Here is a 26,069-nt window from a genome sequence, read left to right on the forward strand (position 1 = left end):
TGACGAGCGGGGCGGGCGTCGGGTCAGCGCCGGGCGGCGCGCCGCAGCCGGTCCGCCAGGCCGCGGTCGCGTACCTCGATCCGGGACTCGCCGACGAAGACGTCCATCGTTCCGGAGGCGGCGTCCCGCAGGTGCACGACGATCGGTTCGTCGGCCCGAGCGGCCGCGCCGGGGGCGTTCTGCGCGGCCGACAGGCCCGGCACGGCGAGGGCGGCGGCGCCGAGGGTGGCGCTGGCCGCGGCGGTCAACGTCTGCCGGCGGGTCAGTCGCGGCCAGGGCCGCTTCCGCTGATCACTGGTCATGGGCAACCTTTCGGCGGCGCGGGCGCGCCCGTGGGGACGGACGGGTCCGGCGCCGCCGCACGACGCCGCCGGGCCCCTGGGAGCACCGGCGGCGGCCCTCGCCGCGACCGCCGCCGGCATCGACAGGTACGGCCGGCGGCGGGAAAAAGTTCGACGTCAGGGTCGGGCGTGACCGTACGAGGTCGTCCGCTTGCGCGCCGGACGCCCGGCCGCCGTGGCGATGGCCCGCAACTGCTCCTCGGTACGCGCCGACCCGTTCCCGGAGCCGGCCATCCGGGAGATGGTCTCCTCCATCAGCGTGCCGCCCAGGTCGTTGCAGCCACCCTGGAGCATCGCCACGCTGCCCTCGTCGCCCAGCTTCACCCAGGAGCACTGGATGTTGTCGATCCGGCCGTGCAGCAGCAGTCGGGACATCGCGTGCACCACCCGGTTCTCCCGCCAGGTCGGGCCGGGCCGGGCGATGCCGGCCAGGTAGATCGGGGCGTTGGTGTGCACGAACGGCAGCGCAACGAACTCGGTGAAGCCGCCGGTACGGGCCTGCACGTCGCCCAGCACCCGGAAGTGCGCCAGCCACTGCCCGGGATGGTCGACATGCCCGTACATCATGGTGGAGCTGGACCGGATGCCCAGCTGATGGGCCGTGCTGACCACGTCGACCCAGGCGGCGGCCGGCAGTTTGCCCTTGGTCAGCACCCAGCGCACGTCGTCGTCGAGGATCTCCGCGGCGGTGCCCGGGATGGTGTCCAGCCCGGCCTCGCGGAGCTGGGTCAGCCACTCCCGCACCGGCACGCCCGCCTTGGCCGCCGCGGTGACGATCTCCATCGGGGAGAACGCGTGCACGTGCATGTCCGGCACCCGGGCCTTGATGGCGCGCACGATGTCGGCGTACCCGGTGACCGGCATCTTCGGGTCGATGCCGCCCTGGAGGCACACCTCGCTGGCACCGGCCGCCCATGCCTCCTCGGCACGGTCGGCCACCTGGTCGACGGAGAGCCGGTACGCGTCGGCGTCCCGCTCACGCTGCGCGAAGGCACAGAACCGGCAGCCCACATAGCAGACGTTGCTGAAGTTGATGTTGCGGTTGACCACGTAGGTGACGTCGTCGCCGACCGCGGCGCGGCGCACGTCGTCGGCTAGCCGGCACAACTCGTCCAGCGCCGGCCCGTCCGCGCCGAACAGTGCCAGCGCGGCGTCGGTGTGCCGGGGTTCGAGCAGCGCCGCCGGGTCGTCGGCCGCCAGCCGCAGCCCGGCCCGCAGGTCGTGGTCGCCGGCGACGGCGGTCGGCCCGGCGGTCACCTTCGTGGCGACCTCCGCCCAGTTCCCGTAGACGCTGTCGAAGTCGCCCCGCCGGTCGTCGGTCCGACCGGTGGTGTCGATGGTGGCGTGCAGGTCGGTCCGCCCGCCGAACACCTCCTCCGGCTCCTGCCACCCGCGGCCCTGCGGGCGGGCCGACTCGTCCGCCAGCCCGGTCGAAGGGTCTGCGAGGGCGCTCACGTGCGGCAGCAGCCGCGGGTCGAGCCACGGGTCACCGGCGCGCACGTACTCGGGGTAGATGGTCAGCCGCTCGCGCAGGGTGAACCCGGCCAGCTCGGTGTGCCGGGCCAGCTCCTCGATCTGCGGCCAGGGGCGTTCCGGGTTGACGTGGTCCGGGGTGAGCGGGGAGACGCCTCCCCAGTCGTCGATGCCGGCGCGCAGCAGCAGGGCGTACTCCCCCGCGATCAGGTTCGGCGGGGCCTGGATCCGGGCTCCCGGGCCGAGCAGCAGCCGGGCCACGGCCACCGTGGCGGCCAGGTCGTGCAGCTCCGCGTCGGGCATGCCGCGCATGGCCGTGTCCGGCTTGGCGCGGAAGTTCTGCACGATCACCTCCTGGAGGTGGCCGTACTCCCGGCTGGCGCGGCGGATCGCGAAGAGGGCGTCCACCCGCTCGGCGGGGGTCTCCCCGATGCCGATCAGGATGCCGGTGGTGAACGGCACCCCGACCCGGCCGGCGTCCTCGAGCACCCGGAGCCGCACCGCCGGCTCCTTGTCGGGCGAGCCGTAGTGCGGGCCGCCCGGCTCGGACCAGAGCCGTGTCGCGGTGGTCTCCAGCATCATGCCCATGCTCGGCGCCACCGGCTTGAGCCGTTGCAGCTCCGACCAGGACAGCACGCCGGGGTTGAGGTGCGGCAGCAGCCCGGTCTCCTCCAGCACGGCGACCGCGCAGGCGCGCAGGTAGTCCAGGGTGGAGTCGTAGCCGCGCTCGTCCAGCCAGCTCCGGGCCGCCGGCCACCGCTCCTCCGGCCGGTCACCGAGGGTGAACAGGGCCTCCTTGCAGCCCTGCTCCGCACCCGCCCGCGCGACGGCCAGCACCTCGTCGCGGTCCAGGAACGGCGCCGGTAGCCGATGCGGCACGGTGGCGAACGTGCAGTAGTGACAGCGGTCCCGGCAGAGCCGGGTCAAAGGAATGAAGACCTTCTTCGAGTACGTGACCACACCCGGCCGGCCAGCGTCGCGCAGCCCGGCGTCTCGGATCCCGCCGGCGACCCGGAGCAGCTCGTCGAGGGCGTCACCGCGGGCGGACAGCAGCGCGGTCGCCTCGTCGACGTCCAGCGCCCGCCCGGTCGCGGCCCGGCCCAGGGCACGCCGCACACTCGCCTCGCTCGGACCGGTGTGAGTGCGATCAACCATCCACCCAGCCTATGCGCTGCCCCTGCCGGCCCCGGCGGTCCGGTCCCCAGCCCCACGCTGTCGATCATGAAGTTGTTGTCCCGACACGCCGATGCCGGCGTCGTCAACTTCATGATCGACAGCGTGGGTCAGGTGGTGAGGGAGATCAGCGGGGTTGGTTCGGGTCGATCTGTTGGGTGCGGTCGTCGTCCGCGTCGCCGGGGCGGAAGACCGCCTCGGCCGGGTCGGCGGACTGGCGTGGGATGGCCTGGGTCGGGTCGGCCGACGGCGGCTGGCCGAACGGCGGTGCCGGCGGGGCCGACTGCGGGGTCGGGGATGCTGGCTGCGAGAACGGCGGGGCCGACTGCGGGGTCGGTTGGAACGGCGGGGAGGGCTGGGCGTACTGGCCCGGGTACTGCGCCGGCGGGTAGCCACCGGGCTGACCGGGGGCCGGCCATCCGCCCTGCGGCTGACCACCGGGCTGACCGGGAGCCGGCCAGCCACCCTGCTGCTGCGGCCAACCCGGCTGCGCCTGGCCGTAGACGCCGGGCTGGGGCTTGGGTCTGGGTACGTAGTAGTGGGCACGCCAGATCGTGTAGACGACCCAGGCGGCAACCGCGAAGATCATCAGCCAGGCGAACGAGGTGAGCACGCCGAGCAGCGCGTCGAGCACCTCGGCCCTGGCCAGCCGACCCACCGTCCAGATCAGCATGGTCAGCGTGCCGAGCAGCGCGCTCACGGCGTACTCGCCGAGCGCCACCTGCGTGATCAGCTTCGCCTTCGGCAGCACCGGCGAGATGTGCGTGGCCAGGAGCACCGCCAGCAGCGGCAGAACCACCGCCTCCACCCCGATGAACGTGGAGAAGGCAGTGCCCGCACGGTTGGTGAAGTCGACGTAGTCGCTCGGGCTGAGCAGCCGCAGCAGGCCTACGAAGAGGAACACGGCGTTGGCGCCGAGCAGCGCGAGCGCCACCAGTTCGCGTAGAGGCTTGGTCAGCTGGCGGGCCTGCGCCGCGTCGGTGGACGTGGGCTCGGCGGGGCTGGTCACGAGCTCCCCCTCGGGGCGTGGACGGACAGGGCGCACGTGAGCCTAGTCTCCCCGGTCACCGGCGGACCGGAGGCGTCACGTGCGCGAGGATGGTCGACATGCGCATCGTGGTTCTGGCCGGCGGCATCGGTGGTGCCCGGTTCCTGCTCGGCGTCCGGGCGTACGCCCGTGAGGTCGGCGCCGAGGTGACCGCCGTGGTCAACGTCGGCGACGACCTGTGGCTGCACGGGTTGAAGATCTGTCCCGACCTGGACAGCGTGATGTACACACTCGGCGGCGGCGCCGACAGCGAGCGGGGCTGGGGCCGGGCCGGCGAGAGCTGGACGATCAAGGGCGAGTTGGCCGCGTACGGGGCGGAACCGACCTGGTTCGGTCTCGGCGACAAGGACATCGCCACGCACCTGGTGCGCAGCACCATGCTCAACGCCGGCTACCCGCTGCACGCGGTCACCGAGGCGCTGGCGACCCGCTGGCAGCCCGGCGTACACCTGCTGCCGGCGACCGACGACCGCCTGGAGACCCACGCGGTCGTGAGCGCTGATCCTGCGAGCCCCGCAGTCGGGAACAGCGCTGGCTCTGTCGAGGACGACCAGGGTCAGCGGGCGATCCACTTCCAGGAGTGGTGGGTGCGGTACCGGGCGGACATCCCCACCCACCGTTTCGTCTTCGTCGGGGCGGAGTCGGCGAAGCCGGCACCGGGGGTGCTGGACGCGATCGGCGCGGCGGACCTGGTGCTGGTCGCGCCGAGCAACCCGGTGGTGAGCGTCGCGCCGGTGCTGGCCGTGCCGGGCCTGCGGGAGGCGGTGGTGGACGGGCCGGCGCCGGTGGTGGGCGTCTCGCCGATCATCGGCGGTGCCCCGGTCCGCGGCATGGCCGACCGCTGCCTGGCCGTGCTCGGGGTCGAGTGCAGCGCGGCCGGCGTGGGCCGGCTCTACGGGGGCCGGGCGGACGGCGGGCTGTTGGACGGCTGGCTCGTGGACGAGGAGGACGCGGGCACGCTGGTGCCGGGGGTGACGGTCCGCGCGGTGCCGTTACGGATGACCGACGAGGCGGCGACGGCGGCGATGGTCCGCGCCGCGGTGGAGTTGACGTGAGGTTGGAGATCCTGCCGGTGCTGGGCATCGGTCATGTCACCGAGGGCGACGACCTGGCGGCGTTGATCGCCAACGCCGCGCCCTGGCTGCGGGACGGCGACGTGCTGGTGGTCACCAGCAAGATCGTCTCGAAGGCGGAGGGGCGGCTGGTCGACGTCCCGGCGGACGGGCCCGATCGACTCACCGCGCGGGACGAGGTGCTGGCCACGGAGACCGCTCGGGTGGTGGCCAGCCGGGGGGCGACCCGGATCGTGCAGACCCACCACGGTTTCGTGATGGCCTCCGCCGGGATCGACGCGTCGAACGTGGACAAGACCAGGATGGTGCTGCTGCCGGTGGACCCGGACGCCTCGGCCCGGGCGTTGCGCACCGCGCTGAAGGAGCGCTTCGAGCTGGACGTCGCGGTGATCGTCAGCGACACCATGGGTCGGCCGTGGCGCAACGGGCTCACCGACGTGGCGCTCGGGGTGGCCGGAATGCCGGCCATCCGCGACCACCGGGGCGAGGTGGATCCGTACGGCAACGAGCTGCAGTTGACCGAGATGGCCGTGGTGGACGAGCTGGCCGGCGCCGGCGAGCTGATCAAGGGCAAGTGCGACCAGGTACCGGTGGCGGTGGTGCGGGGTTATCTCTCCACAACCCGCCCGGACGATTCCGGCGGCGCGCGGGCGCTGGTCCGCGATGCCGCCCAGGACCTCTTCTCGCTCGGCACGGCCGAGGCGCGGGCCGCCGGGTTGGCCGACGCCGTCACGCTGGCCGACGCTCCCGGCCCGACGCCGGCCGACCTGGCGGCCGCCCGCAGGGCGATCGACGCGGTCGCCGGGGCGGTCGCCCCCGGCACGGTCTTCACCCTGGTCGAGGACACCGAGGTACGCGCCGGTCTGATCGCCGAGGTGCCCGGTTGGCCGGCCGACGCCACCGCCCTGGTGCTCGGCTCGGCACCGGCCCCGGTCGACCCGATGGACCTGGTCCGCCTCGGCGCCGACCTGCACCGGCTGCGGGTCGCCCTGGCCGCCGAGGGCATCGGGTCGGCACTGCTGCCCCCGCCCGCCGGCAGCCCCGCCAGCGCCGCGCTCGCCCTGTAGGCGCCTGCCCCCTCAGGCGTCCAGCATCGCCCTGCCGAGCGGAGTCAACGTGTGCAGCACGGTGTTGCGGTCCCGGTGACTGACGAGCAGGCCGGCGTTTCGCAGCACGGTGGCGTGCTGGCTGGCCGCCGCCGGTGAGATGTTGAGCCGGCGTGCCACCTCACCGGTGGTGCAGCCGTCGTCGCTGGCCTGCAGCACCGCCGCCCTGGTGCGGCCGAGCAGCGCGGCGAGGGAGTCGCGCACGGCGCCCGAGCTGGCCGGTCCGGTGCCGTTGGCCGGCACCAGCCCGCCCAACCGGTCCACCGGGTAGACCAGCACCGGCGGCAACGCCGGGTCGAGCAGGGCGACCGGGGTGCTCGCGCAGAAGAACGACGGCACCAGCAGCAGCCCTCGGCCGTCCAGGCGCAGCTCCCGATTGTGCGGGTACTGACGGACCTCGAGCACCCCGCCCTCCCAGCGCATTGCCGGTCGGAGGCTGGTGAGCAGCCCCTCGACGCCGCCGTCGAGCAGTGCCCGGGCTCGGCGGTTCCGGTCCGCCTCCACCGCGGACTGGATCCGACCCCAGTACGGGCCGATCGCCAGCGACCGGTACTGCTCCATCGACTCGGCGAGGCGACGCAGCGTTGCCATGTCACCCCGGGCCAGCGCCGAGGCCGAGGGCGGCAGCGGGGTCTCGGCGGCCAGCAGGCTGAGGTCCCGGTGCAGCAGCTGCGTGGGGGTGCTGCGGACCGCCTCCAGCCCGGCCTGGAAACCGTCGACGCTCGCGTACGGGGTGAGGAAGTCGGGGAAGTAGCCGCGCGGGGGGTTCAGCGCGAAGAGCAACCGGAGCTCGTCGGACGCGGCGTCCTGGCGCAGCTCCCGGGACACGGTGCGCCGCCAGTTCAACAGCAACGGGTCGCGGTTGCGGCCCTGCAACACGTGCAGGCTGAGGACCAACTCCCAGACCGGGTCCGCCGCCGGCGCCACCCGGGTCCGGAGGATGTCCTCGTCCGAAAAGTGGATCTTCAACATGGAGCGCTCCCGAGTCGCCGGCAGGGGGATGCCGGGTGACCGTTCGACTCTACCCGGCCGGCACTTATCTCCATCTTTAAGCCTGAGCTGAAAAACCTCGACGTCTCCCGGGACCGTTCGGCATGCTTCCATTGCCCGAACACGGCACCGACGCGTCGCGTACGCACCCGGTGCCGGGGCACCGGGGCCGGGGAGCACCGGTGATCGGGCGGCACCACGAGGGTCTGCGGCCCTTGCTCCGCAGAGGTGCCGTCCGGTCATCCCGTCGTCGCATTCCGATGCCTCCCCCGCTCAGCCGACCCAGAGCGCGACGCGATGGTCCTCGTCGGTGACGTAGAAGGCCCGCCCGTCCACCTCGGCCAACCCCTCGACATGGTGGAACGGCGCCAGGTCCGCCACCAGATCGCCGGCGAGCAGGTGCCGGTCCGGGGCCGCAACGCCCGCCTCGCCCGCCGCCAGGCGGAACCGGACGTGCCGCGAGGTGACCGCACCCCCGCCCGGATGGTCGTCCAGCAGCACCGAGCCCTTGCCCAACGCGTCGATCGAGCCGATCACCGCGGCGTACCCGCCGTCGGCCGTCGGGGTGATCGCCCGGAACCCGGTCAGCTCGCCCGGCGGCGTCACGCCGGTCACCGCGTACGCCCGCAGCGCACGGGGCCAGACCGGCTGGACCGCGAACATGCCCGGCACGTCAGCCACCTCCACCAGGATCGGCTCACCGGCCGCGGTGACCGGGAAGCGCAGCCCGAGCAGCACCGTGCCGGCCGGCGTGAAAGCCGCCGCCTCCACATTCAACGGCAGGTCGTCCGCGGCCAGCCGACTCACCCAACTCTTCGCCCGGGCGGTCCCCCGGGCCACGGTCTCCACGATGAACCGGTCACGCACCCGCTGCCCCGGCGGCAACGGCGTCAGCGGAGAGCCGACCAACGCGTCGTTCATCACCCGGTGCAGCCGGAACCGGTTGCGCACCACGTGCACCGGCAACGGCCCCGTCGCCGCGTCGTCCTCCCGGAACCGGGCCACGAAGGCGCGCCGGGGTCGCAGCGGGCCGGCCTTGGAACCGAAGTGGGAGCCGAAGACGTACACCCAGCCGTCGTGGTGGGCCAGCGCCTCGCCATCCTCGGTCCGGCCGTTCTCCACACCCGCGTCCGGCGCGACGTGCCGGGCCGTCCACCCGCCGTCGTCCAACTCCAGGAGCAGGGCCAGGCACTGCTCCACCGGCCCCTCGTCCAACACGGTCCAGAAACCCCGCCGGGCACCGTGTACGCGCAGCAGCGCCGCCGACCGCACCGGCAGCAGATCGCTGGCCTCGTTGCCGCCCACCACGAATTCGACGAGTTCCAGGGTCACCGCGCCAGCGTACGGATCGGACGCTCGTACAGTGACGGGGTGCCCGACACCGTGCTCACCGGCCCCGCCGCCCACCCCACCGACCCCGCCGCCTACGCGGCACTGCACTCCGACGCCAGCGCGCTGCTCGACGGCTGGCGTCCCACCGGCCCGGCCGCCGCCGAGGCCCGGGACCGGACCCTCGCCCTCCTCGCGGACGGGCCGGTCGTGATGGGCCGGTCGCACCGGCCCGGTCACCTCACCGCCAGCGCGCTGGTGCTGGACGACACCGGGTCGCGGGTGCTGCTCTGCCTGCACGGCAAGATGGGCCGCTGGGTGCAACTCGGCGGGCACTGCGAGCCCACCGACCGAACCCTGGTCGGCGCCGCCCTGCGCGAGGCGACCGAGGAGTCCGGAATCGCCGGCCTGCGCATCGATCCGGTGCCGATCGACGTGGACATCCACCCGGTGGCCTGCCAGGGCGGCTCGCTGCACTACGACGTTCGCTTCGCCGTGCTCGCCCCGCCCGGCGCCTTGGAGCAGGTCAGCGACGAGGCCGAGGCGCTGGGGTGGTTCCCACCGGACGGGCTGCCCGAGCCTCTCGCCGGCGGGACCGTGCAACTGGTCGCGCCGGCCCTCGCCGCCCTCAGACGTAGCCCTCTTCGCCCCGCTCCTTGAGCTCGTCGACGAGGGCCTTGACGTCCTGGGCCCGGTCGCGCGGGCAGACCAGCACCGCGTCCGGAGTGTCCACCACGATCAGGTCACGCACCCCGAGGACGGCCACCAGCCGGCCGGACTGCGGCACCACCACCAGGTTGGCCGTGTCCCGCAGCAGCACACCCGGCTTGCCGCCGACGCCGAGCACCACGTTTCCCGCGTCGTCGGCCGGCAGCACCTCGCCGAGGGTGTGGAAGTCGCCGACGTCGTTCCAGCCGAAGTCGCCCGGTACGGTCGCCACCCGACCGGCGGTGGCCGCGCCCTCCATCACCGCGTAGTCGACGGAGATCTTCGGCAGGGTCGGCCAGACCGTGCCGAGCACGTCGTCCTGCTCCGGGGTGCCCCAGGCGGCGGCGATCGCGGTGACCCCGGCGTGCAGGGCCGGCTGCTGGCGGGCCAACTCGGCGAGAAACACGTCCACCCGCCAGACGAACATGCTCGCGTTCCACAGGTGCCGACCGGACCGGACGTACGCCTCGGCGACCTCGGCGGCCGGCTTCTCCTTGAACTCGGCCACCGGACGCCACGGGGCGTCCTCGGTCTCGTCGCCGGTCTCCAGGTAGCCGTAGCCGGTCTCCGGCCGCGTCGGGGTGATCCCGACGGTCATCAACAGGCCGTGCTCCGCCCCGCGGACCGCCTCCTGGACCGTGCGCACCCAGCTGTCCGGGTCGCCGATCAGGTGGTCGGCGGCGAAGCTGCCCATCACCGCCTCCGGGTCGCGCAACGAGATCACCGCAGCGGCCAGCGCGATGGCCGCGCAGGAGTCCCGGGGCGATGGCTCGACCAGGATGTTCTCCTCCGGCAGCCCGGTGAGCTGCCGGGCCACCGCCGCGACGTGCGCCGCACCGGTGACCACAAGGGTGCGATCCGGTGTGGCCAGCGGCGCGAGCCGCTCCACGGTCGCCTGGAGCAGCGAGGCGTTGGAGCCGGTCAGTGGATGGAGGAACTTGGGATGACCGGCGCGCGACAACGGCCACAACCTCGTGCCGCTACCACCTGCCGGGATGACCGCATAGAGCATCCGCACATCATGCCCGACGGGAGCGTGGCCCGGTGGGCAGGTCGGCCGGCCGATCAGGAGCGGGCGCGACTCCAGGCCGCGATGTGCACCTCGGCGCTGGACTCCCAGGTGAACTCCTTCGCCCGGTCGAAACCGGCCTTCGCCAACGTCAACCGGCGCTGCTCGTCGTCCAGCAGGGCTGCCAGGTCGGTGCCGATCTGCTCCGGGTCCTCCGAGGTGTACGCCACCGCGTCGCCGCCCACCTCGGGCAGCGAGAGCCGGGGCGTGGTCAGCACCGGGGCGGCACAGGCCATCGCCTCCAGGATCGGCAGCCCGAACCCCTCGCCGTAGGAGGGGTAGGCCGCAACCAGCGCGCCACCGAGGAAGCCGGGCAGGTCGGCGTAGCGCAGGTAGCCGGGGCGCAGCAGCCGCAGGTGGGAGGGAACCTCGGCCACCGCGCGGTCGATGTCCTCGTCGTGCCCCTGCCCGCCGGCGATCACCAGCGCGGGTGGGTCGCTCCGGTCGGCAACCGCCTGGGCCCAGCCACGGATCAGGTTGGGCACGTTCTTGCGGGGCTCCTTGGCACCGAGGAAGGCCACGTAGCTGCTGTTGCCCAGACCCAGCCGGGCACGCACGCGGGCCTTCTCCTCCTCGCTCGGCGCGTGGAAGGCGGCGTGGTCGACGCCGTGGTAGGCCACGTCGATCCGGGTCGGGTCGGCGTCGAGGAGCCGGATCAGCTCGTCGCGCGTGGCCTTGCTGGGCACGATCACCCGGTCGGCGCGGCGCAGCGAGGTCTTGATGGCGCTGCGGAAGAACGTCCGGCGGGACTTGTCGTAGTGCTCCGGTTCGGTGAAGAACGTCGCGTCGTGCACGGTCACCGTCACCGGGCATCCGGCCCGCAGCGGGCAGGTGTAGAAGGGGGAGTGCAGCACGTGCGCGCCCACCTGCTGGGCGAGCAGCGGCAGCCCGGTCTGCTCCCAGGCGAGCCGCGCGGGCCGGTGCGCCACGGCGGCCGGGGCGGGGATGACCTCCGCCCCGGGCAGCATCCGGCTGTAACGCTCCAGGTCGGTGCGGAGGCTGACCACCGCCAGCTCCACCCCCGACCCGCACACCTTGCCGAGGGCGCCGAGCAGACCGTCGACGTAGCGACCGACTCCACCACGGTCGGCGGGGACACTCGTGGCGTCGATGAGCACGCGGGGCGGGCGACCGGCGGTCACGGGGCGACTCCTTGCACTGGCGGGTCTGTGGGGAACAACACTCCGGGGTCCAAGCCTACGCCGGAGCACGGGGCCGACGCTGACTGCGACCCGACGGTACGCCGACTTGTCATCGTCTTCGAGTACGGCCCACCGGGGCGTATCGTTCGCGCCGATGGCCGACAACATTGCCCGGGTGTTCGCCGACGCGATCGCGACCGACCCGACCCGACCCCTGCTGACCTGGTACGACGATGCCAGCGGCGACCGCACCGAGCTTTCCGGCGCCACACTGGCGAACTGGGTGGCGAAGACCGCCAACCTCCTCGTCGACGAGGTCGGCCTCGCACCGGGCGCCACGGCCGGTGTGCTGCTGCCGGCGCACTGGCAGACCGCTGCGGTCCTGCTGGGTTGCTGGTCGGCCACACTGACGGTGGTCGACACGCCCGGTGAGGTGGACGTGCTCTTCGCCGCCGCCGACCGGATCGACGAGGCACAGTCCTGGTCCGCCGACGAGCGGTACGCCCTGGGACTGTTACCGCTCGCCGCCCCGCTGCGGCAGGTGCCACCCGGGTTCGCCGACTATGTCGTCGAGGTACGCCGACACGGCGACCACTTCACCCCGCAGCCGGGGCCCGGCACCGCCGACGGACGCCTGCTGGCTCGTGCACGGGCCCGCGCCACGGAGCTGGGCATCACGCCCGGTGCCCGCGTCCTGGTCGACGCCGCCCGCTATCCCGACCCGGTCGACTGGCTGCTGGCCCCACTGACCCAGAGCGCCACAGTGGTCCTCTGCGCCAACCTCGACCCCGCCCGCCTCCCGCACCGACAAACCACGGAAAAGGTCACCAACCCCCTCCCGTAACCCCCATCCCCCACCCCGCCGATCATGAAGTTATTGCCACTCGCATCGGCGTGTCCGGGCAAATAACTTCATAATCACCCGATCACGGGGGTGGGGGGGTTCAGGCGGGGGCGCGGTTTTGGGCGAAGGTGGCGAAGGCCGTCAGGGACTCGGGGTTGGCCAGGGCGCCCTTGGCCGCGGCCTGGTCCACCGGAGTGCCGGTGAGGATCTTCTTCACCGGCACCTCGAGCTTCTTCGCCGAGAGGGTGCGGGGCACCGCGCGTACCTGGTGGATCTCGTCGGGCACGTGCCGGGGTGAGAGCGCCGTCCGCAGCTCCCGGCAGATCGTCGCGCGCAGCGGGTCGTCCAGCTCCAGGCCCTGAGCGAGCACCACGAAGAGCAGCAGCTCACCGGCGCCGCCCTCGTCGTCCTCCAGGTGCACGACGACCGAGTCGGCCACCTCGTCCAGCCCCTCCACCACCGAGTAGAACTCGGCGGTGCCCAGCCGTACCCCGCCGCGGTTGAGGGTCGCGTCCGAGCGTCCGGTGATCACACAGCCGCCCCGGGCGTTGATGGTGATCCAGTCGCCGTGCCGCCAGACACCCGGGTAGACGTCGAAGTACGCCTCTCGGTAGCGGACGCCGTCCGGGTCGTTCCAGAAGCCCACCGGCATGCTCGGCATCGGTTCGGTGATCACCAGCTCACCCAGCTCGCCGATCACCGGAGTGCCGTCGGCCGAGCGGGCCTCCACCTTGGCGCCCAACGCCCGGCAGGCGATCTCACCGGCGTACACCGGCAGCAGCGGCACCCCGCCGACGAAGCCGGTGCACACGTCGGTGCCACCGGAGAGCGACTGGAGCTGCAGGTCCGTGCCGACGGTCTCGTACACCCAGGTGAAGCCCTCGGCGGGCAGCGGCGCACCGGTGGAGCCGACACCGCGCAGCGCGGACAGGTCGGCGACCTCGCTGGGCACCAGACCGGCCTTGCGGCAGGCCAGCAGGAACGGAGCCGAGGTGCCGAAGTACGTGCTGCGGGTCTGCGCCGCCAGCCGCCACAGCTCGCCCAGGTCGGGCTCGGCCGGCCGGCCCGGCTCCGCCCGGACCGCCGGGTTGCCGTCGAACAGCACGATGGTGGCGCCCACCGCCGGCCCGGAGACCAGGAAGTTCCACATCATCCAGCCGGTGGTGGTGAACCAGAAGAACCGGTCGGCCGGACCCAGGTCGTGGTGCAGGGCGAGCATCTTCAGGTGCTCCAGCAGGATGCCACCGTGGCCGTGCACGATCGGCTTGGGCAGCCCGGTGGTGCCCGAGGAGTAGAGCACGTACAGCGGATGGTCGAACGGCACCGGCGTGAACGCCAGCGGCTCGTCGGTGGGTGCGGCCAACTCGTCCCAGCTCAGCGTGCCCGCAGGTGCGACCCCCGCGGGGTCCAGGTAGCCGATGCCGACGGTATGGCGCAACGACGGCAGAGCCGCCCGGATGGCGGTGACCTCGGCGCGTCGATCCACCGGCTTGTCGCCGTACCGGTAGCCGTCCACGGCGACCAGCACGGTCGGCGCGATCTGTTGCCAACGGTCGGTGACACTGCGGGTGCCGAACTCGGGCGCGCACGACGAGAAGATCGCCCCCAGGCTGGCGGTGGCGAGCAGCAGGACGTACGTCTCCGGAATGTTCGGGGCGTACGCCGCCACGCGGTCACCGGCGGTGACGCCGAGCCGGCGCAGCCCGGCCGCCACCCGGCGGACCTGCTCGCGCAGCTCGCCGGCGGTCAACGTGACCGGCGCCCGGGTCTGCCCGTGCGCGATCACCACCGGGTCGCCGTCGGCCCGTCCGGGCATCCGCAGGACGTTCTCCGCGTAGTTGAGCGTCGCTCCGGGGAACCAGCGGGCGCCGGGCATCCGCCGTTCGGCCAGGGTGGCGGTCGGCGGGGTGTGTGCCACGACCTCGAAGTGATCCCAGATCGAGCGCCAGAACCCGTCCAGGTCGGTGACCGACCAGCGCCACAGCGCGTCGTAGTCGGCGAAGTCCAGCCCGCGGTGCTCCCGAAGCCAGCGCAGGTAGCCGCCGATCCGGGACCGTTCGCGTACGTCCGCCGGCGGCGTCCACAGCACGTCACCCACTGCTCTACCCTCCCCTGGCCCCGCACGACACTGTGAACTGGGCCGTGGCGCCATCTTGCCCTACCTCGAAGCGCCATTCTGCGCACCGGGTACGGCAACCGACGCGTGCCCGTCCCACATGCCCTGGCAGCGGCCTGTGTGGGGCCGGCAGCCGACCCTCCGGCGGTCAGCCGGCGCGGTGCGCCTGGATGGCGCGCCGACGGGCGAGGCGGTGCGCCCGACGGATCTCCGCCTCCAGGTAGCGGCGCTCGTCCTCCGGCGTCTCCGGCAGCACCGGGCGGACCAGCCTGGGCGCCCCACCGACGTCCACCCCGACGAACACCAGGTACGCGGTGGCCACCCGGACCGGCGCGTCCTCGGCCGAGTCCCACCGCTCGGCGACCACCCGCACGCCCACCTCCATGGACGTCTGCCCGGTCCAGTTCACCTGGGCGTGCGCGTGCACCAGGTCGCCGACCCGGACCGCCTCGGAGAAGACGATCTCGTCGATCGCCGCGGTCACCGCGGTTCCGCCGCTGTGGCGGGCGGCGGCCGCCCCCGCCACGTCATCGACGAACTTCATCAGGACTCCGCCGTGCACGGTGCCGTAGAGATTGACGTCGACAGCGGTCATGATCTTACTCAGCGTGACGCGGGAGTACGATGTCGGCTTGCCGTTCGGAGCGGCGGAGGGGTGCTCGGTCATGCCGGAAACGGTACGGTGCGCGGATGCGACATCTCTGGAGCTTCCTCGCCGGGTTGGTGGTGGCGCCCATCACCTGGGTGCTGGTCACACTCGGGCAGGACGGGTCGAGCCGGACGGTCGACCGCTGGGTGGAGATCGGCACCTTCAACACGGCCAACCTGATCGAACCGGCCGTCTATCTCGGCGTCGGCGGCATCCTGCTGGGCCTGCTCGGCACACTGCGCTTCTCGCCGCTGGGGTCCCTGGTGGCCGGGCTGCTGCTGGTCACCCCGTACGTCGGGATGTTCGTGGCGCCGTTCGAGGTCCGGGACGCGATCCCGCACGGGTGGAAGGTGCTCGGTGATCCGCTGCCGCTGCGGCTGCCGGTGGAGAACGGCACGCTCTTCCTGCTCGGCCTGCTGCTGCTGATGGCGACGTTCAGCGTGCAGCGGTGGCGGTCCTGGCCGAATCCGGCACCCCAGCCGGTCCTGACGCCCGCCCCGGATCCGGCCACCGGTCCCCGCACGGACGACTTCACCCTGACCGACTGGCCGTCCCACGAGCCCGTGGAGCGGGACACCACCCCGCTCACCCTGGGTTACCCGGCCGACCCGACGCCGACAGAGCCGCTGCCCCGCCGGGTGGGCGGCGAGTCGCCATGGTCCGCGCCGCCGCGCGGCGAGGACACCACCGAAATCCGTTGATCGTCGGGCGGGCCGGGTGACCGGCCCGCCCACCACCTAGTGCAGCGCGACCGCCAGGTCCGGGTCGACGCTGCCGAGGCCGGCGCGGGGAACGACGAGGAGCATGACCGCCAGCGCGGCGGCCATTCCGCCCGCGATCACGACGGCCATCGCCACACTCCCGGTGCCGAACAGGCCCGCCAGGGGCGCCGACAACGCGCCGATGCCGAACTGCACGGCACCCAGCAGCGCCGCGGCCGTGCCGGCGGCCTCGCTGTGCCGCGTCATTGCCAGCGCCGGCGCGTTCGGCAGGGCCAGGCCCGCTGCGGCCAGGACCAGCCACAGGGACGCGAGCAGGGTGCCGAGGCCGCCGACGCCGGTCGCCGCGAACACGACCAGCAGCAGCCCGGAGGCCGTTCCGGCGACCAGGGCGCCGAGCAGGATCTGCTGCGGGGTGTAGCGGCGCAGCAGCCGTACGTTGAGCTGAGTGGCCGCGATCAGGCCGACCGCACCCGCCCCGAAGGCCAGGCCGAACTGCTGCTCGTCGAGGCCGTACTGCCGCTGCAGCACGAAGGACGACCCGGCGACGTACGCGAAGAGGGCGGCCATGGCCAGACCGGCGACGAGCACGAGACCGACGAAGGCCCGGTCGTTGAGCAGCCGCCGGTAGTCGCGCAGCGTCGCCCGCACCCCGCCGTGGCGCCGACGCGCGCTCGGGAGGGTCTCCGGCAGCCGCGACGCGGCGACGACGATCAGCAGTACGCCCAGCACCGCGAGCGCCGCGAACACGCCCCGCCACTCGGTCCAGCGCAGCAGGGCGCTGCCCAACGTCGGCGCGAGGATCGGCGCCAGCCCCATGACGAGCATCAGCCGGGAGAAGATCCGGGCGAACGCCGCGCCGCTGAACAGGTCACGCACCACGGCGGTGGCGACCACGGTGGCGGCCGCGACCCCGAGCCCCTGCAGGACGCGCAGAGCGCCGAGCACCGCGATGCTGGGTGCGAAGACGCAGAGCACGGAGGCCACGATGTGCGCGGCCAGCCCGGCCAGCAGCGGCAGGCGCCGCCCCACGACGTCGGACAGCGGCCCGATCAGCAGTTGGCCGAACGCGAGGCCGATCAGTGTGCCGGTCAGCGTCAGCTGCACCGCGGTTTCGGTGGTCTGCAGGCCGTCGGTGATGGCGGGCAGCGCCGGCAGGTACATGTCGATGGTCAGCGGGCCGATCGCGATGAGCGCGCCCAGCACGAGCACGAGCTGCACCCGCTGGCCGGTGGTCATCAGGTCGCCTGGCAGCACCTCCCGCTCGGCGGTGGACCTGTCACCTGTGTCGGGTCCGGTCGTGTGCACCAACTGCTTCATCACTTCGATCTCTCTGCGCGTCCGTGGCGGGCGAGCCGGACGAGGCAGTCCGCCCCGAGCGGTGATTGTCCCGCTCGGGGGCGTCACGACGGCAGATCAGGATGCCGGTGTGTGAGGAGTCACTGGCCTTTCGAATGGCTGGACCGCGGCGGCCACGGAAGGAAGCCGCTGGTACGCGCGACGTATTCGGCGTACCCCGGCCGGGTGCGCGCCAGGTGCCGTTCGAGCAGGGGTTTGCCGGTCTTGCGGACCAACAGGTAGGTCATCAGCAGCGGGGACAGTACGGTCAGTGGACCGGGCCAGGCCAGGCAGGCGAGGGCGAAGAGACCCCACCAGACGCAGGCGTCGCCGAAGTAGTTCGGGTGTCGGGTGTAGCGCCACAGACCGGTGTCGAGGACCCGCCCGTGACTGGCCGGGTCGGCCCGGAAGCGGGCGAGTTGCGCGTCACCGATCGTCTCGAAGGCGAACCCGACCAGCCACAGGGCGATCCCGATCGCGGCCCAGCCGGTCAGTGGGCCGTCGTGGTACTGCGCCACCTGCACCGGCAGCGACACGAACCACAGGGTGACGCCCTGCAACAGGTAGATCATCCGGAAGGCGTACGCGTTGCGGCTGCCCTTCGCCCTGGCCAGCATCTCCTCGTAGCGGGGGTCCTCACCGGTGCCACGGGCGCGCAGGCCGATGTGGACCGAGAGCCGGAGCCCCCAGACGACGGTGAGCGCGGTGACCAGCCAGCGGTTGGCCGGATCACCGTGCCCGGCCGACAGCCACAGCCCGGTGATCGCCACCGCGGCGAACCCCGCACCCCAGGCCACGTCGACGACCTTGTGCTGACCGGTCACGACCCCGACGACGAAGGCGACCAGGACGACCGCGAGCGCGGCACCGGCCGTGCCGAGCAGATTGACCAGCAGCGGGGTCACCTCCACTCCTCGCCGCTCAACGGCACGCCGCTGACGCCGTCCGCGGTGCGCCGGACGGCGAGGATCTGGTCCACTCCCATGCGTCCCTCCTCGAAGGTGAGCGCACCGCCGACCAGGTACAGCCGCCAGACCCGGGCGACCGGCTCGCCGACCAGGTCGACGACCGCGTCCCACCGCTCTTCGAGGGTGTCCAGCCAGGCAGCCACGGTGCGGACGTAATGCTCGCGCATGGCGTGCACGTCGCGTACCTCGAGCCCGGCGGCTTCGAGGAGGGCGACGGTCTCGCCGACCGGGCGCATGTGCATGTCGGGTGCGACGTAGGACTCGATGAACGCGCCACCGCCGGGGGCGTGGTGGCCCCGCGACATCTGCTGGACGAGCAGCCGGCCCTGCGGGCCCAACAGGTCGTGCAGTCCGGCGGCGAACACCGGGTACTGCCCGTCACCGACGTGCTCGCCCATCTCCACGGTGGCGATGGCGTCGTACGGCCCGTCGGCGACGTCGCGGTAGTCCTGCAGCCGGATCTCGGCCCGATCGGCGAGGCCCAGCTCGGCGATGCGGGCTGTCGCGAAGTCGCGCTGCTGCGCCGACAGCGTGACTCCGGTGACGTGTACGCCGTGGTGGCGGGCCGCGTGGATCGTCAGCGAACCCCAGCCGCAGCCGACGTCGAGCATCCGCATGCCGGGTCGCAGCGCGAGCTTGCGACAGATCAGTTCGAGCTTGTCGTACTGGGCGGCTGCCAGGTCGTGGTCGGGCGCGGCCGAGGTCCAGTACGCGCACGAGTACGCCAGCTGAGGATCGAGAAGTAGCTGGTAGAAGTCGTTGGACAGGTCGTAGTGGTAGCTGATCGCGGCCCGGTCCCGTTCCTTCGTGTGCAGACGGCCGCCGAGTTTCGCCTGCGCGTCGGGCGCGGCGGGACGGGGGCCGAGCACACCGAGGCGGGCGGCGGTCCGCAGCGCGCGCAGCCGGTCGGCGGTACCCATCCGCACGCCACCACCGGCGAGGTGGCGATCGCGGGCGTGCCGCCAGACCTGGCGCAGCCCGTCGGCGAGGTCACCCTCGACGTCGAGCTCGCCGGCGATGTACGCCTGCGCGAGCCCCAGCTCGTTGGGACGCCACAGCAGCCGTCGCAGCGCCATGCGGTCCCGGACGACCAGGGTCGGTCCGGTGGCCGGACCGGCCTCGCTGCCGTCCCAGGCGCGCAGCCGGACCGGCAGGGCACCACCCGCGACCCCCGCGACGAGTGTGGCGAGCTGGTCGGCGACGGTGCCGCCGGTCTGTTCCAGGGTGGTCATCGGGATCCTCTTCCGTTACGGCCGAGCACGAGCTGGTGGACGTCGAGGTAGCCGGTGCGGAAACCGGCCTCGCAGTACGAGAGGTAGAACTCCCAGGTGCGGCGGAACGTCGCGTCGAAGCCGAGCGCCGCGACGTGGTCGGCCCGGTCCGTGAAGCGCTCCCGCCACAGCCGGAGCGTGGCCGCGTAGTGCGCGCCGAACGCGAACCGGTCGAGCACCGCGAGGGTGGTGTGGGCGGCGAGCGTGCGCTCGATCGCCTCGACCGACGGGATCAGGCCGCCGGGAAAGATGTACTTGTGGATCCAGGTGTACGAGCCCCGGGTCGCCCGCAGTCGGTCGTCGGCCATGGTGATGAGCTGCAGCCCCGCCCGCCCGTCGAGGCCCAGGTGCCGGTCCAGCGTGATGGCGTACTCCGGCCAGTAGCGCTCGCCGACCGCCTCGATCATCTCGACGCTGAGGATGGCGTCGTAGCCGCCAGGTGTCTCCGGGATCTCCCGATAGTCGCAGAGCCGGACGTCGACCCGGTCGCCGACGCCGGCCTCGGCGGCTCGGCGCAGGGCGAGGGTCCGCTGCTCGGCGGAGAGGGTCACGCTGTCCACGCGGGCACCGCGCCGGGCCGCGCGGATCGCCAGTTCCCCCCAGCCTGTGCCGATCTCCAGCACCCTGCTGCCCGGGCCGACTGCCGCCGCGTCGAGCAGTCGGTCGATCTTGCGGTGCTGGGCGGGTGCCAGGTCGGCGAGGCCCGCCGCGGAGGGATCCCCCTCGAAGAGTGCCGACGAGTAGCTCATGGTGTCGTCGAGGAAGAGCGCGAACAGGTCGTTGGACAGGTCGTAGTGGTGGTGGATGTTGCGGCGGGAGCCGTCCAGGGTGTTACGGGTGGCTCGCGGGCTCCGCGCGCCGTGGAGGTGGCGAAGCCACTGCAGCTGCGGTGGGACCAGGGTGGCCAGGTCGGTGGCGAGCACGGAGAGCAGGCCGGTGAGGTCGTCGGCGTCCCAGTCGCCGGCCTGGTACGACTCGCCGAAGCCGATGAGCCCGGCGGCACCGAGCCGCTGGTGCAGTGCCTGCGGCCGGTGCAGGACCAGCGTGGGGCCCTGCGCGCCGGTCACCCGACCGTCGGGGTGACGGACCCGGAACGGCAGCCGGCCCGCGACGCGGTTCAGCAGTGCGGCCGCGACCCGGCCCCGCAGGGGCGCGTTCGCCACCGCCGCGACATCGGGCCAGCGGGCCCGGTCGACGCCGACGGCTGGCCGGGGCAGGGTCGATGTCACTGGGTGTCCTCCTCAGGGCGGTGTGGGGTACGGGCAGCGACGGGCAGGCCGCGCAGGTACAGCCGGATGCCCTGCAACCGGATCCGCGCACTGACGGCGAGCGTGACGAACGGGTGACGCGCCGCGGCGGCGAGGACGACACGGGTCGTCGCCGCGCGGCGCGTTCCGCGCAGGGTGGCCACGAACACCGGCACGCGATCTCGGTAGAGCGTGATGGCGAGCGCCAGGCCGTCACCCGGTTCCGGCAGCCGCATCCGGTACCGGCCGCCCGTGCCGAAGAACGGCGAGACGTAGAACGCCTTGGTGGTTTCGGCGTGGCCGTCGTCGTCCGGCGTGAGCAGGTAACAGTGCCGCTCGCCATAGGTGTTGTGCACCTCGGCGACGACGGCCACGACCCGGTCGGACCGGTCGTGGCACCAGTAGACGCTCAGCGGGTTGAAGGCGTGGCCGAAGGCCCGGGCGTTGGTCAGCATGACGACCCGGCCGTCCGCCAGCACACCGCGCCGGGCCAGGAAGGCGTCCAGGTTGGCGCGGATCGTCGCGTTCGGGTCACCGAGATGGTCCCGCGCCTCGAACCGACCGAGCCACGCCAGTGGCCCGGGCAGACGGGGCAGGTCGTCGAGGTCGACGAGCCACTGGTAGGTGCGGTAGACGAACGCGTGCCGCAGCGGCGCGGTCCGGGTGTGCCGGACGACGCACGGATACAGCGCCGCCCTCACCTTTCGTTCGCGACTGCGGGGCTGCGCTGCGCTCACCACTCGACGCCCAGCGAACGGGCGGCCGCGACCCCGGACCGGCAGCCATCCTCGTGGAAACCCCAGCCGTGGTACGCGCCCGCGAACGCCGTCACCCCGTCGTGCAGACCGGGCAGGCCCTCCTGCGCGGCGATCACGTCCGGCGTGTAGATCGGGTGCGCGTACCGCATCCGAGCCAGCACCGTCTCCTCCGGTATGCGGTCGCCGCCGTTGAGCGTGACCAGGTACCGGCGCTGGGCGTCGAAACGCTGCAACCGGTTCATGTCGTACGTCACGCGCGCCGGCCCACTGTCCGCACCGCATCCGGGCAGCAGGTAGTTCCAGCTGGCCTGCGCGGCCGGCCGGGTGGGCAGGACGGAGGCGTCGGTGTGCAGGACGGTGTCGTTGCGGGAGTAGCGGAAGGCACCGAGCACCGCCCGTTCCCTCGCGGTCGGATCGGCGAGCAGTGCCAGGGCGTCGTCGGCGTGCGTGGCCAACACGACCGCGTCGAAACGGTGCTCGTCGTCGGCCTCGTCGCGGACGCGCACCCCGTCCACGCCACGGGTCACGGCACGGACCGGAGTGGTCGTACGGATCCGGGTCAGCTCCTTGGCGAGCAGGTCGACGTACGTGCGTGAGCCACCCACCACGGTCCGCCAGGTGGGCGAGCCGGTCACCGAGAGCATGCCGTGATGGGCGAGGAAGGTGAACAGGTAGCGGGCCGGGTAGTCGGCGACGACCTCCGGCCCACACGACCAGACGGCGGAGACGAGCGGGACGACGAAGTGCCGGACGAAATGGGGCGTGTACCGCCCGGCGGCGAGGAACTCCCCCAGCGTCGGGTTGGCGTCGCCGGCCAGCAGCGCGTGCGCCCGCCGGTGGAAGCGCGGGACCTGCGCGAGGGTCGTCAGATAGCTCGGCGTCGGCGGTTGTGCGAACAGCCCGCGGATGCCCTTGGCGCCCGCGTACTGCAGTCCGCAGCCCAGGCAGCGCACCGACATGCTCATCTCGGTCTCCTGCGTCGGCACGCCCAACTCGGCGAAAAGCCGAAGCAGCAGCGGGTACGTGCGCCGGTTGTGCACGATGAACCCGGAGTCGACGGCCACGACGCCCGTGCCGTCGTCCACGTCGTGGGTGTGCGCGTGCCCGCCCAGCCGGTCGTCAGCCTCGAAGAGCGTCACGTCCCAGCCGTCGCGCAGCACGTAGGCGGCGGTGAGGCCAGCGACACCGGATCCGATGACTGCCACGGATTTCATGAAGGCGATTCGGAGCAGGCCACGGGTGAGGACGGGACTATGATCTACATCTCACCCAGCCGGGACGGGTCACCGCGGCGAATCACCACCATGACGCCCGCTCCCCGACTCGCGATCGACGGCCCGTCCACGAATGTGCAGGGCATCGTCCTGCTGCTGCACGGCGGTAGGGCCGCCAGCATGGCACCGTCCCCACGCGGCCTGGCCTACCTGCGGATGCTGCCGTTCGCCCATGCCGTCTCCGAGACCACCGGCGGCCGCGGCATCGCCGTGTGGCGGTTGCGGTACCGCTACCGGGGCTGGAACGAGCCGTACCGGCATCCGGTCGAGGATGCGCGCTGGGCGCTGGCGCGGGCCCACCGCGATCATCCGGGCGCACCGATCGTGCTCGTCGGGCACTCGATGGGCGGCCGGGTCGCACTGCGGGTCGGCGACTCGCCCGACGTCGCCGGGGTGTGCGCCCTCGCGCCGTGGATCGAGGCGGGCGAGCCGGTCCGCGTACCCAGGGGACTGCCCGTGCTGATCGCGCACGGCGACCGCGACCGTACGACGGACCCGGAGGCGTCGGCCCGATATGCGGCCGCGTTGGGTACCAGGTACGTGCCGGTGCCGAACGACGGCCACGCCATGCTGCGCCGGCCGGGCGTCTGGACCGATCTGGTGATCGCCTTCGTGGGGACCGTGCTGCGCGTCCCCTGACGACCCCACCGGAAGGCTCGCCGCGCCGGTCCGGGCGGCGACGACCGGCATCCCGGACGTCAGTCGACTGCGCAGGTGGCACAGGTGCCGAAGATCTCCAGCGTGTGATTGACGTCGGTGAAGCCGTGCCGTCCGGCGGTGCGCCGGGCCCACGCCTCGACCGTCGGACCGGTGATCTCGACGGTACGGGCGCACTGCCGGCAGACGAGGTGGTGATGGTGTGTCCGGCTGCACCGCCGGAACAGCTGCTCACCGCTGGCCAGCCGCATGCTGTCCACCTCGCCCGCGTCGACCAGCGTCTGCAGGGCCCGGTAGACCGTGGTCAGACCGACGGCGACACCCCGGGCGCGCAGGTCAGCGAAGAGCCGCTGCGCGCTGCGAAACTCGTCGGACTCCTCCAACAGCGCCATCACCTCGGCACGCTGATGAGTGTTCCGACCCGCGCCCGCGCCGGGAAGAATTCCACCCATCTGTCCGGCGCTCCCTTCACCGCTTGCCGGGCTCCGACGTGGCGGCCCCGTCGCCGAGGCCGCCACGCGGCCCTGATCCGCCCACCGGAGGTACCACGCTCCACGACGGATCGGCGCAACGATAATAGAAATCATAACCGTATTCAAGTTAGTGGCGCGTGTCGGCCACTAACTGGATCGTGGTCACGGTCAGGGTCAGCGCGCCTCGCGGAACTCGACGTGCCGGCGCGCGACCGGGTCGTACTTGCGCAACACGAGACGATCAGGGTCGTTGCGGCGGTTCTTGCGGGTCACATACGTGTAGCCGGTGCCAGCGGTGCTGCGCAGCCGAACGATCGGACGCACGTCGGTCTGGCGGGCCATCAGACGGTCACCCCGCGGCCACGCAGCTCGGCGACCACCTTGTCGATGCCCTTGCGATCCACTGTCTTCAGTGCCTTCGCGGTCAGCGTCAGGCGCACCCAACGGCGCTCCGAGGGCAGCCAGTAGCGGTGGCTCTGCAGGTTGGGGTTCCAGCGGCGTCGGGTGCGCCGGTGGGAATGCGAGACGGCATTGCCGAAGCTCGGCTTCGCGCCGGTCACGTCACAACGTCTGGACACAGTGATGACTCCTCACTCAACTCGACAACGGTAACGATAACGGTTTTCATTCTTGCACCAGCCGATCGCGCAGGTCCCCACGGGGCGGCCGACGACCTCGACGAGGCGGTCGACACCGGGGTGCGGCCGGTATGGTTAGAATGACAATCGTTTTCAGTAAAGTCGAGAGGAATCCGATGTCGTCGCCACCCCGGGCCCCGACCCACCTCGTGACAGCCGACGCCGACACCCGGCCGTCACTGACCGTGCTGTCCGGGTTCTGGCCGGCGGCGACCGCAGCCGCCGCCCGTGCGCTGCTCACCGCCGACCCGTCGCTACTGCTGGTGCGGCACGACCTCGCCGGGATCCGCGACGGCGTCGTGCGTCGGGTGGTCCGAGACGACGTCCGCATCGTCGAGGACGAGCAGGTCGAGCTGAGGCACGGCTGCGTCTCCTGCACCATGCGGGAGGACATGCTGCCCACCCTCGTCCGGCTCGCCCGCGGTCACCCCGGGCGGGACCTGGTGCTGATGCTGCCGGAGGTGGTGGAACCTGAGGCGGTCGCCGCCGCCTGCGCGCACTGCCTCGTCGACGGCGCGCCGATCAGCGAACTCATCCGCATCGACTCCTACGTCACCGTCCTCGACGCCGAACACCTGCTCGACGGCCTGGCCAGCACCGATGACCTCACCGCGCTCGGTATCCAGGCCGCCGAGGACGACCACCGCGCGCTCGCCGACGTCGTGGTCCGCCAGATCGAGTACGCCGACACCCTGGTGCTGTGGGGGCAGTCCCGGGACGGCGCCTTCGACACCAGCAGAGTCGCGATTCTGCTGCAGCGCCTGGCGCCGTGGGCGGCACACATCCGGGTCGACGGCGACCTCGTCGACGCCACCGAACTGACCCGTCAGCTGCGCCACAACCATCGGCATCGGCCGGAGACTCCCGGGGTGCTCGCCCGCGGTCTGCAGGGTTACACGCTGGGCACGCACGAGCCGGAGCCCGACTGCGGAGTCGTCTCCGCCGTCTTCCGTGCCCGCCGCCCGTTTCACCCGCAGCGCTTGCACGACGCACTGGAGGAGGTCAACGCCGAGGTGATCCGCTCCCGGGGCCACCTCTGGCTGGCCAGCCAACCCGACACGGTGGTGGCCTGGGAGTTCGCCGGTAACGGTCTGGCCATGGGCTCCCTCGGACACTGGCTGGTCAGCCTGCCTGAGGACCGGTGGAAACACGTCTGTGATCAGCGTCGGCTCGCCGCGGCCCTGGAATGGGATCCCTACTACGGCGACCGGCACCAGCACCTGGTCTTCATCGGCCTCGACGTCGACCCCGTCGCGTTGCACCGCACCCTTTCCGGCTGCCTGTTGGCCGACGCCGAACTCGCCGACGGCGAGGAGATCTGGCGGACCTACCACGACCCGTTCGCTGGCTGCTTCCCCCTCGGGGTGCAGGAGCTGACCGACACCGAAGGAGATCGACCCGCATGAAGCCCGGAATCCACCCCGAGTACCGACCCGTCGTCTACCGCGACAAGAGCGCCGACTTCGCCTTCCTCACCCGCTCCACCGTCACCAGTGACCAGACCGTCGAGTGGACCGACGGTGCCACCTATCCCGTCATCGACGTCCAGATCTCGTCGGCCAGCCACCCCTTCTGGACCGGCAGGCAGCGCCTGCTCGACACCGCCGGCCGGGTGGAGAAGTTCCGTCAGAAATACGCCCGGCGCGGAACCCAGGGCAGATGAGA

Annotated in this window: 26 protein-coding genes; 8 read left to right on the forward strand and 18 right to left on the reverse strand. The window is 72.4% G+C overall.

Annotated elements, in window-relative coordinates:
• Positions 1-23: 23 nt before the first annotated feature.
• The 3 genes from ACLJN9_RS04305 to ACLJN9_RS04315 all read right to left on the reverse strand — a co-directional run bounded on the left by ACLJN9_RS04305 (position 24) and on the right by ACLJN9_RS04315 (position 3,996).
• The gene (locus ACLJN9_RS04305; RefSeq protein WP_410809694.1) at positions 24-302 is read right to left on the reverse strand and encodes a hypothetical protein; all 279 of its coding nucleotides are present in this window, start codon (positions 300-302) and stop codon (positions 24-26) included.
• Positions 303-458: 156 nt separating this feature from the next.
• Positions 459-2,969: a bifunctional FO biosynthesis protein CofGH gene (locus ACLJN9_RS04310; RefSeq protein ID WP_410809695.1), complete on the reverse strand. Its 2,511-nt coding sequence runs from the start codon at positions 2,967-2,969 to the stop codon at positions 459-461.
• A gap of 145 nt (positions 2,970-3,114) precedes the next feature.
• Complete coding sequence (locus tag ACLJN9_RS04315) at positions 3,115-3,996, reverse strand: hypothetical protein (RefSeq protein ID WP_410809696.1); 882 nt, start codon at positions 3,994-3,996, stop codon at positions 3,115-3,117.
• A 98-nt stretch (positions 3,997-4,094) separates the two neighbouring features.
• Between ACLJN9_RS04315 and cofD the strand changes: the two genes are divergently transcribed.
• Together cofD and ACLJN9_RS04325 are read left to right on the forward strand one after the other, a co-directional pair.
• Positions 4,095-5,090, forward strand: coding sequence for a 2-phospho-L-lactate transferase (gene cofD / locus ACLJN9_RS04320; protein WP_410809697.1), 996 nt, complete (start codon positions 4,095-4,097; stop codon positions 5,088-5,090).
• Positions 5,087-6,175, forward strand: coding sequence for a coenzyme F420-0:L-glutamate ligase (locus ACLJN9_RS04325; RefSeq protein WP_410809698.1), 1,089 nt, complete (start codon positions 5,087-5,089; stop codon positions 6,173-6,175). Before cofD ends, ACLJN9_RS04325 begins: the two co-directional genes overlap by 4 nt.
• Before the next feature lie 12 nt (positions 6,176-6,187).
• On the opposite strand, the gene ACLJN9_RS04330 is transcribed toward ACLJN9_RS04325, so the two are convergent.
• Together ACLJN9_RS04330 and ACLJN9_RS04335 are read right to left on the reverse strand one after the other, a co-directional pair.
• A complete protein-coding gene (locus ACLJN9_RS04330; RefSeq protein WP_410809699.1) occupies positions 6,188-7,186 on the reverse strand; it encodes a winged helix-turn-helix domain-containing protein in 999 nt (332 codons plus the stop codon).
• Positions 7,187-7,477: 291 nt separating this feature from the next.
• Positions 7,478-8,536, reverse strand: coding sequence for a hypothetical protein (locus ACLJN9_RS04335; RefSeq protein WP_410809700.1), 1,059 nt, complete (start codon positions 8,534-8,536; stop codon positions 7,478-7,480).
• Positions 8,537-8,575: 39 nt separating this feature from the next.
• On the opposite strand from ACLJN9_RS04335, the gene ACLJN9_RS04340 reads away from it, so the two are divergent.
• The gene (locus ACLJN9_RS04340; RefSeq protein WP_410809701.1) at positions 8,576-9,193 is read left to right on the forward strand and encodes an NUDIX hydrolase; all 618 of its coding nucleotides are present in this window, start codon (positions 8,576-8,578) and stop codon (positions 9,191-9,193) included.
• Here ACLJN9_RS04340 and ACLJN9_RS04345 read toward each other — a convergent pair.
• Both ACLJN9_RS04345 and ACLJN9_RS04350 read right to left on the reverse strand, forming a co-directional pair.
• A complete protein-coding gene (locus tag ACLJN9_RS04345) occupies positions 9,162-10,253 on the reverse strand; it encodes a mannose-1-phosphate guanylyltransferase (protein WP_410809702.1) in 1,092 nt (363 codons plus the stop codon). The two genes, ACLJN9_RS04340 and ACLJN9_RS04345, sit on opposite strands and share 32 nt — an antisense overlap.
• Positions 10,254-10,306: 53 nt before the next feature.
• Complete coding sequence (locus ACLJN9_RS04350) at positions 10,307-11,452, reverse strand: glycosyltransferase family 4 protein (protein WP_410809703.1); 1,146 nt, start codon at positions 11,450-11,452, stop codon at positions 10,307-10,309.
• Between the two features lie 154 nt (positions 11,453-11,606).
• Between ACLJN9_RS04350 and ACLJN9_RS04355 the strand changes: the two genes are divergently transcribed.
• Entirely contained in the window at positions 11,607-12,296 is a 690-nt protein-coding gene (locus ACLJN9_RS04355; RefSeq protein WP_410809704.1) for a TIGR03089 family protein, read from the forward strand.
• Between the two features lie 100 nt (positions 12,297-12,396).
• Here ACLJN9_RS04355 and ACLJN9_RS04360 read toward each other — a convergent pair whose 3' ends face one another.
• Entirely contained in the window at positions 12,397-14,394 is a 1,998-nt protein-coding gene (locus ACLJN9_RS04360; RefSeq protein WP_410809705.1) for an acetoacetate--CoA ligase, read from the reverse strand.
• A 166-nt stretch (positions 14,395-14,560) separates the two neighbouring features.
• Complete coding sequence (locus ACLJN9_RS04365) at positions 14,561-15,079, reverse strand: acyl-CoA thioesterase (protein ID WP_410809706.1); 519 nt, start codon at positions 15,077-15,079, stop codon at positions 14,561-14,563.
• A 23-nt stretch (positions 15,080-15,102) separates the two neighbouring features.
• Between ACLJN9_RS04365 and ACLJN9_RS04370 the strand changes: the two genes are divergently transcribed.
• A complete protein-coding gene (locus ACLJN9_RS04370; RefSeq protein ID WP_410809708.1) occupies positions 15,103-15,762 on the forward strand; it encodes a hypothetical protein in 660 nt (219 codons plus the stop codon).
• Positions 15,763-15,798: 36 nt separating this feature from the next.
• Here the strand turns inward: ACLJN9_RS04370 and ACLJN9_RS04375 are convergent, their stop codons facing one another.
• The 6 genes from ACLJN9_RS04375 to ACLJN9_RS04400 form a co-directional block, all read right to left on the reverse strand.
• Complete coding sequence (locus ACLJN9_RS04375) at positions 15,799-17,019, reverse strand: multidrug effflux MFS transporter (RefSeq protein WP_410810190.1); 1,221 nt, start codon at positions 17,017-17,019, stop codon at positions 15,799-15,801.
• Between the two features lie 200 nt (positions 17,020-17,219).
• Positions 17,220-18,023, reverse strand: a complete 804-nt coding sequence (locus tag ACLJN9_RS04380) for a DUF1295 domain-containing protein (RefSeq protein ID WP_410809710.1) — start codon at positions 18,021-18,023, stop codon at positions 17,220-17,222.
• Positions 18,020-19,318: a class I SAM-dependent methyltransferase gene (locus ACLJN9_RS04385; RefSeq protein WP_410809711.1), complete on the reverse strand. Its 1,299-nt coding sequence runs from the start codon at positions 19,316-19,318 to the stop codon at positions 18,020-18,022. The genes ACLJN9_RS04380 and ACLJN9_RS04385 overlap by 4 nt, the downstream gene beginning before the upstream one ends.
• Entirely contained in the window at positions 19,315-20,586 is a 1,272-nt protein-coding gene (locus tag ACLJN9_RS04390) for a class I SAM-dependent methyltransferase (protein ID WP_410809712.1), read from the reverse strand. Before ACLJN9_RS04390 ends, ACLJN9_RS04385 begins: the two co-directional genes overlap by 4 nt.
• The gene (locus tag ACLJN9_RS04395) at positions 20,583-21,305 is read right to left on the reverse strand and encodes a DUF1365 domain-containing protein (protein ID WP_410809713.1); all 723 of its coding nucleotides are present in this window, start codon (positions 21,303-21,305) and stop codon (positions 20,583-20,585) included. Before ACLJN9_RS04395 ends, ACLJN9_RS04390 begins: the two co-directional genes overlap by 4 nt.
• Before the next feature lie 32 nt (positions 21,306-21,337).
• Entirely contained in the window at positions 21,338-22,576 is a 1,239-nt protein-coding gene (locus ACLJN9_RS04400) for an NAD(P)/FAD-dependent oxidoreductase (protein WP_410809714.1), read from the reverse strand.
• A 39-nt stretch (positions 22,577-22,615) separates the two neighbouring features.
• Between ACLJN9_RS04400 and ACLJN9_RS04405 the strand changes: the two genes are divergently transcribed.
• Positions 22,616-23,275, forward strand: a complete 660-nt coding sequence (locus tag ACLJN9_RS04405) for an alpha/beta hydrolase (RefSeq protein WP_410809715.1) — start codon at positions 22,616-22,618, stop codon at positions 23,273-23,275.
• A gap of 59 nt (positions 23,276-23,334) precedes the next feature.
• On the opposite strand, the gene ACLJN9_RS04410 is transcribed toward ACLJN9_RS04405, so the two are convergent.
• The 3 genes from ACLJN9_RS04410 to rpmB form a co-directional block, all read right to left on the reverse strand.
• A complete protein-coding gene (locus tag ACLJN9_RS04410) occupies positions 23,335-23,745 on the reverse strand; it encodes a Fur family transcriptional regulator (RefSeq protein ID WP_410809716.1) in 411 nt (136 codons plus the stop codon).
• Positions 23,746-23,940: 195 nt separating this feature from the next.
• On the reverse strand, positions 23,941-24,108 hold the full coding sequence (gene rpmG / locus ACLJN9_RS04415) for a 50S ribosomal protein L33 (protein ID WP_410809717.1): 168 nt from the start codon (positions 24,106-24,108) through the stop codon (positions 23,941-23,943).
• Positions 24,108-24,344 (reverse strand): 50S ribosomal protein L28, encoded by a 237-nt coding sequence (rpmB, locus tag ACLJN9_RS04420; protein ID WP_410809718.1) that lies wholly within the window; start codon positions 24,342-24,344, stop codon positions 24,108-24,110. Before rpmB ends, rpmG begins: the two co-directional genes overlap by 1 nt.
• 176 nt (positions 24,345-24,520) lie before the next feature.
• Between rpmB and ACLJN9_RS04425 the strand changes: the two genes are divergently transcribed.
• Positions 24,521-25,810, forward strand: coding sequence for a CobW family GTP-binding protein (locus tag ACLJN9_RS04425; RefSeq protein WP_410809719.1), 1,290 nt, complete (start codon positions 24,521-24,523; stop codon positions 25,808-25,810).
• Complete coding sequence (locus tag ACLJN9_RS04430; RefSeq protein WP_410809720.1) at positions 25,807-26,067, forward strand: type B 50S ribosomal protein L31; 261 nt, start codon at positions 25,807-25,809, stop codon at positions 26,065-26,067. Before ACLJN9_RS04425 ends, ACLJN9_RS04430 begins: the two co-directional genes overlap by 4 nt.
• The last annotated feature ends 2 nt before the right edge of the window (positions 26,068-26,069 follow it).

Source organism: Micromonospora sp. 067-2 (assembly GCF_046549295.1).
In the GTDB taxonomy this organism is placed as follows: domain Bacteria; phylum Actinomycetota; class Actinomycetes; order Mycobacteriales; family Micromonosporaceae; genus Micromonospora.

What these genes read in the sequence shown, in the direction of transcription:
- ACLJN9_RS04305 (WP_410809694.1), bottom strand. Translation starts at nt 302, where the DNA reads ATGACCAGTGATCAGCGGAAGCGGCCCTGGCCGCGACTGACCCGCCGG.
- ACLJN9_RS04310 (WP_410809695.1), bottom strand. Translation starts at nt 2,969, where the DNA reads ATGGTTGATCGCACTCACACCGGTCCGAGCGAGGCGAGTGTGCGGCGT.
- cofD (WP_410809697.1), top strand. Translation starts at nt 4,095, where the DNA reads ATGCGCATCGTGGTTCTGGCCGGCGGCATCGGTGGTGCCCGGTTCCTG.
- ACLJN9_RS04330 (WP_410809699.1), bottom strand. Translation starts at nt 7,186, where the DNA reads ATGTTGAAGATCCACTTTTCGGACGAGGACATCCTCCGGACCCGGGTG.
- ACLJN9_RS04345 (WP_410809702.1), bottom strand. Translation starts at nt 10,253, where the DNA reads ATGCTCTATGCGGTCATCCCGGCAGGTGGTAGCGGCACGAGGTTGTGG.
- ACLJN9_RS04355 (WP_410809704.1), top strand. Translation starts at nt 11,607, where the DNA reads ATGGCCGACAACATTGCCCGGGTGTTCGCCGACGCGATCGCGACCGAC.
- ACLJN9_RS04365 (WP_410809706.1), bottom strand. Translation starts at nt 15,079, where the DNA reads ATGACCGAGCACCCCTCCGCCGCTCCGAACGGCAAGCCGACATCGTAC.
- ACLJN9_RS04370 (WP_410809708.1), top strand. Translation starts at nt 15,103, where the DNA reads ATGCGACATCTCTGGAGCTTCCTCGCCGGGTTGGTGGTGGCGCCCATC.
- ACLJN9_RS04375 (WP_410810190.1), bottom strand. Translation starts at nt 17,019, where the DNA reads ATGACCACCGGCCAGCGGGTGCAGCTCGTGCTCGTGCTGGGCGCGCTC.
- ACLJN9_RS04385 (WP_410809711.1), bottom strand. Translation starts at nt 19,318, where the DNA reads ATGACCACCCTGGAACAGACCGGCGGCACCGTCGCCGACCAGCTCGCC.
- ACLJN9_RS04400 (WP_410809714.1), bottom strand. Translation starts at nt 22,576, where the DNA reads ATGAAATCCGTGGCAGTCATCGGATCCGGTGTCGCTGGCCTCACCGCC.
- ACLJN9_RS04405 (WP_410809715.1), top strand. Translation starts at nt 22,616, where the DNA reads ATGATCTACATCTCACCCAGCCGGGACGGGTCACCGCGGCGAATCACC.
- ACLJN9_RS04410 (WP_410809716.1), bottom strand. Translation starts at nt 23,745, where the DNA reads ATGGGTGGAATTCTTCCCGGCGCGGGCGCGGGTCGGAACACTCATCAG.
- rpmG (WP_410809717.1), bottom strand. Translation starts at nt 24,108, where the DNA reads ATGGCCCGCCAGACCGACGTGCGTCCGATCGTTCGGCTGCGCAGCACC.
- ACLJN9_RS04425 (WP_410809719.1), top strand. Translation starts at nt 24,521, where the DNA reads ATGTCGTCGCCACCCCGGGCCCCGACCCACCTCGTGACAGCCGACGCC.
- ACLJN9_RS04430 (WP_410809720.1), top strand. Translation starts at nt 25,807, where the DNA reads ATGAAGCCCGGAATCCACCCCGAGTACCGACCCGTCGTCTACCGCGAC.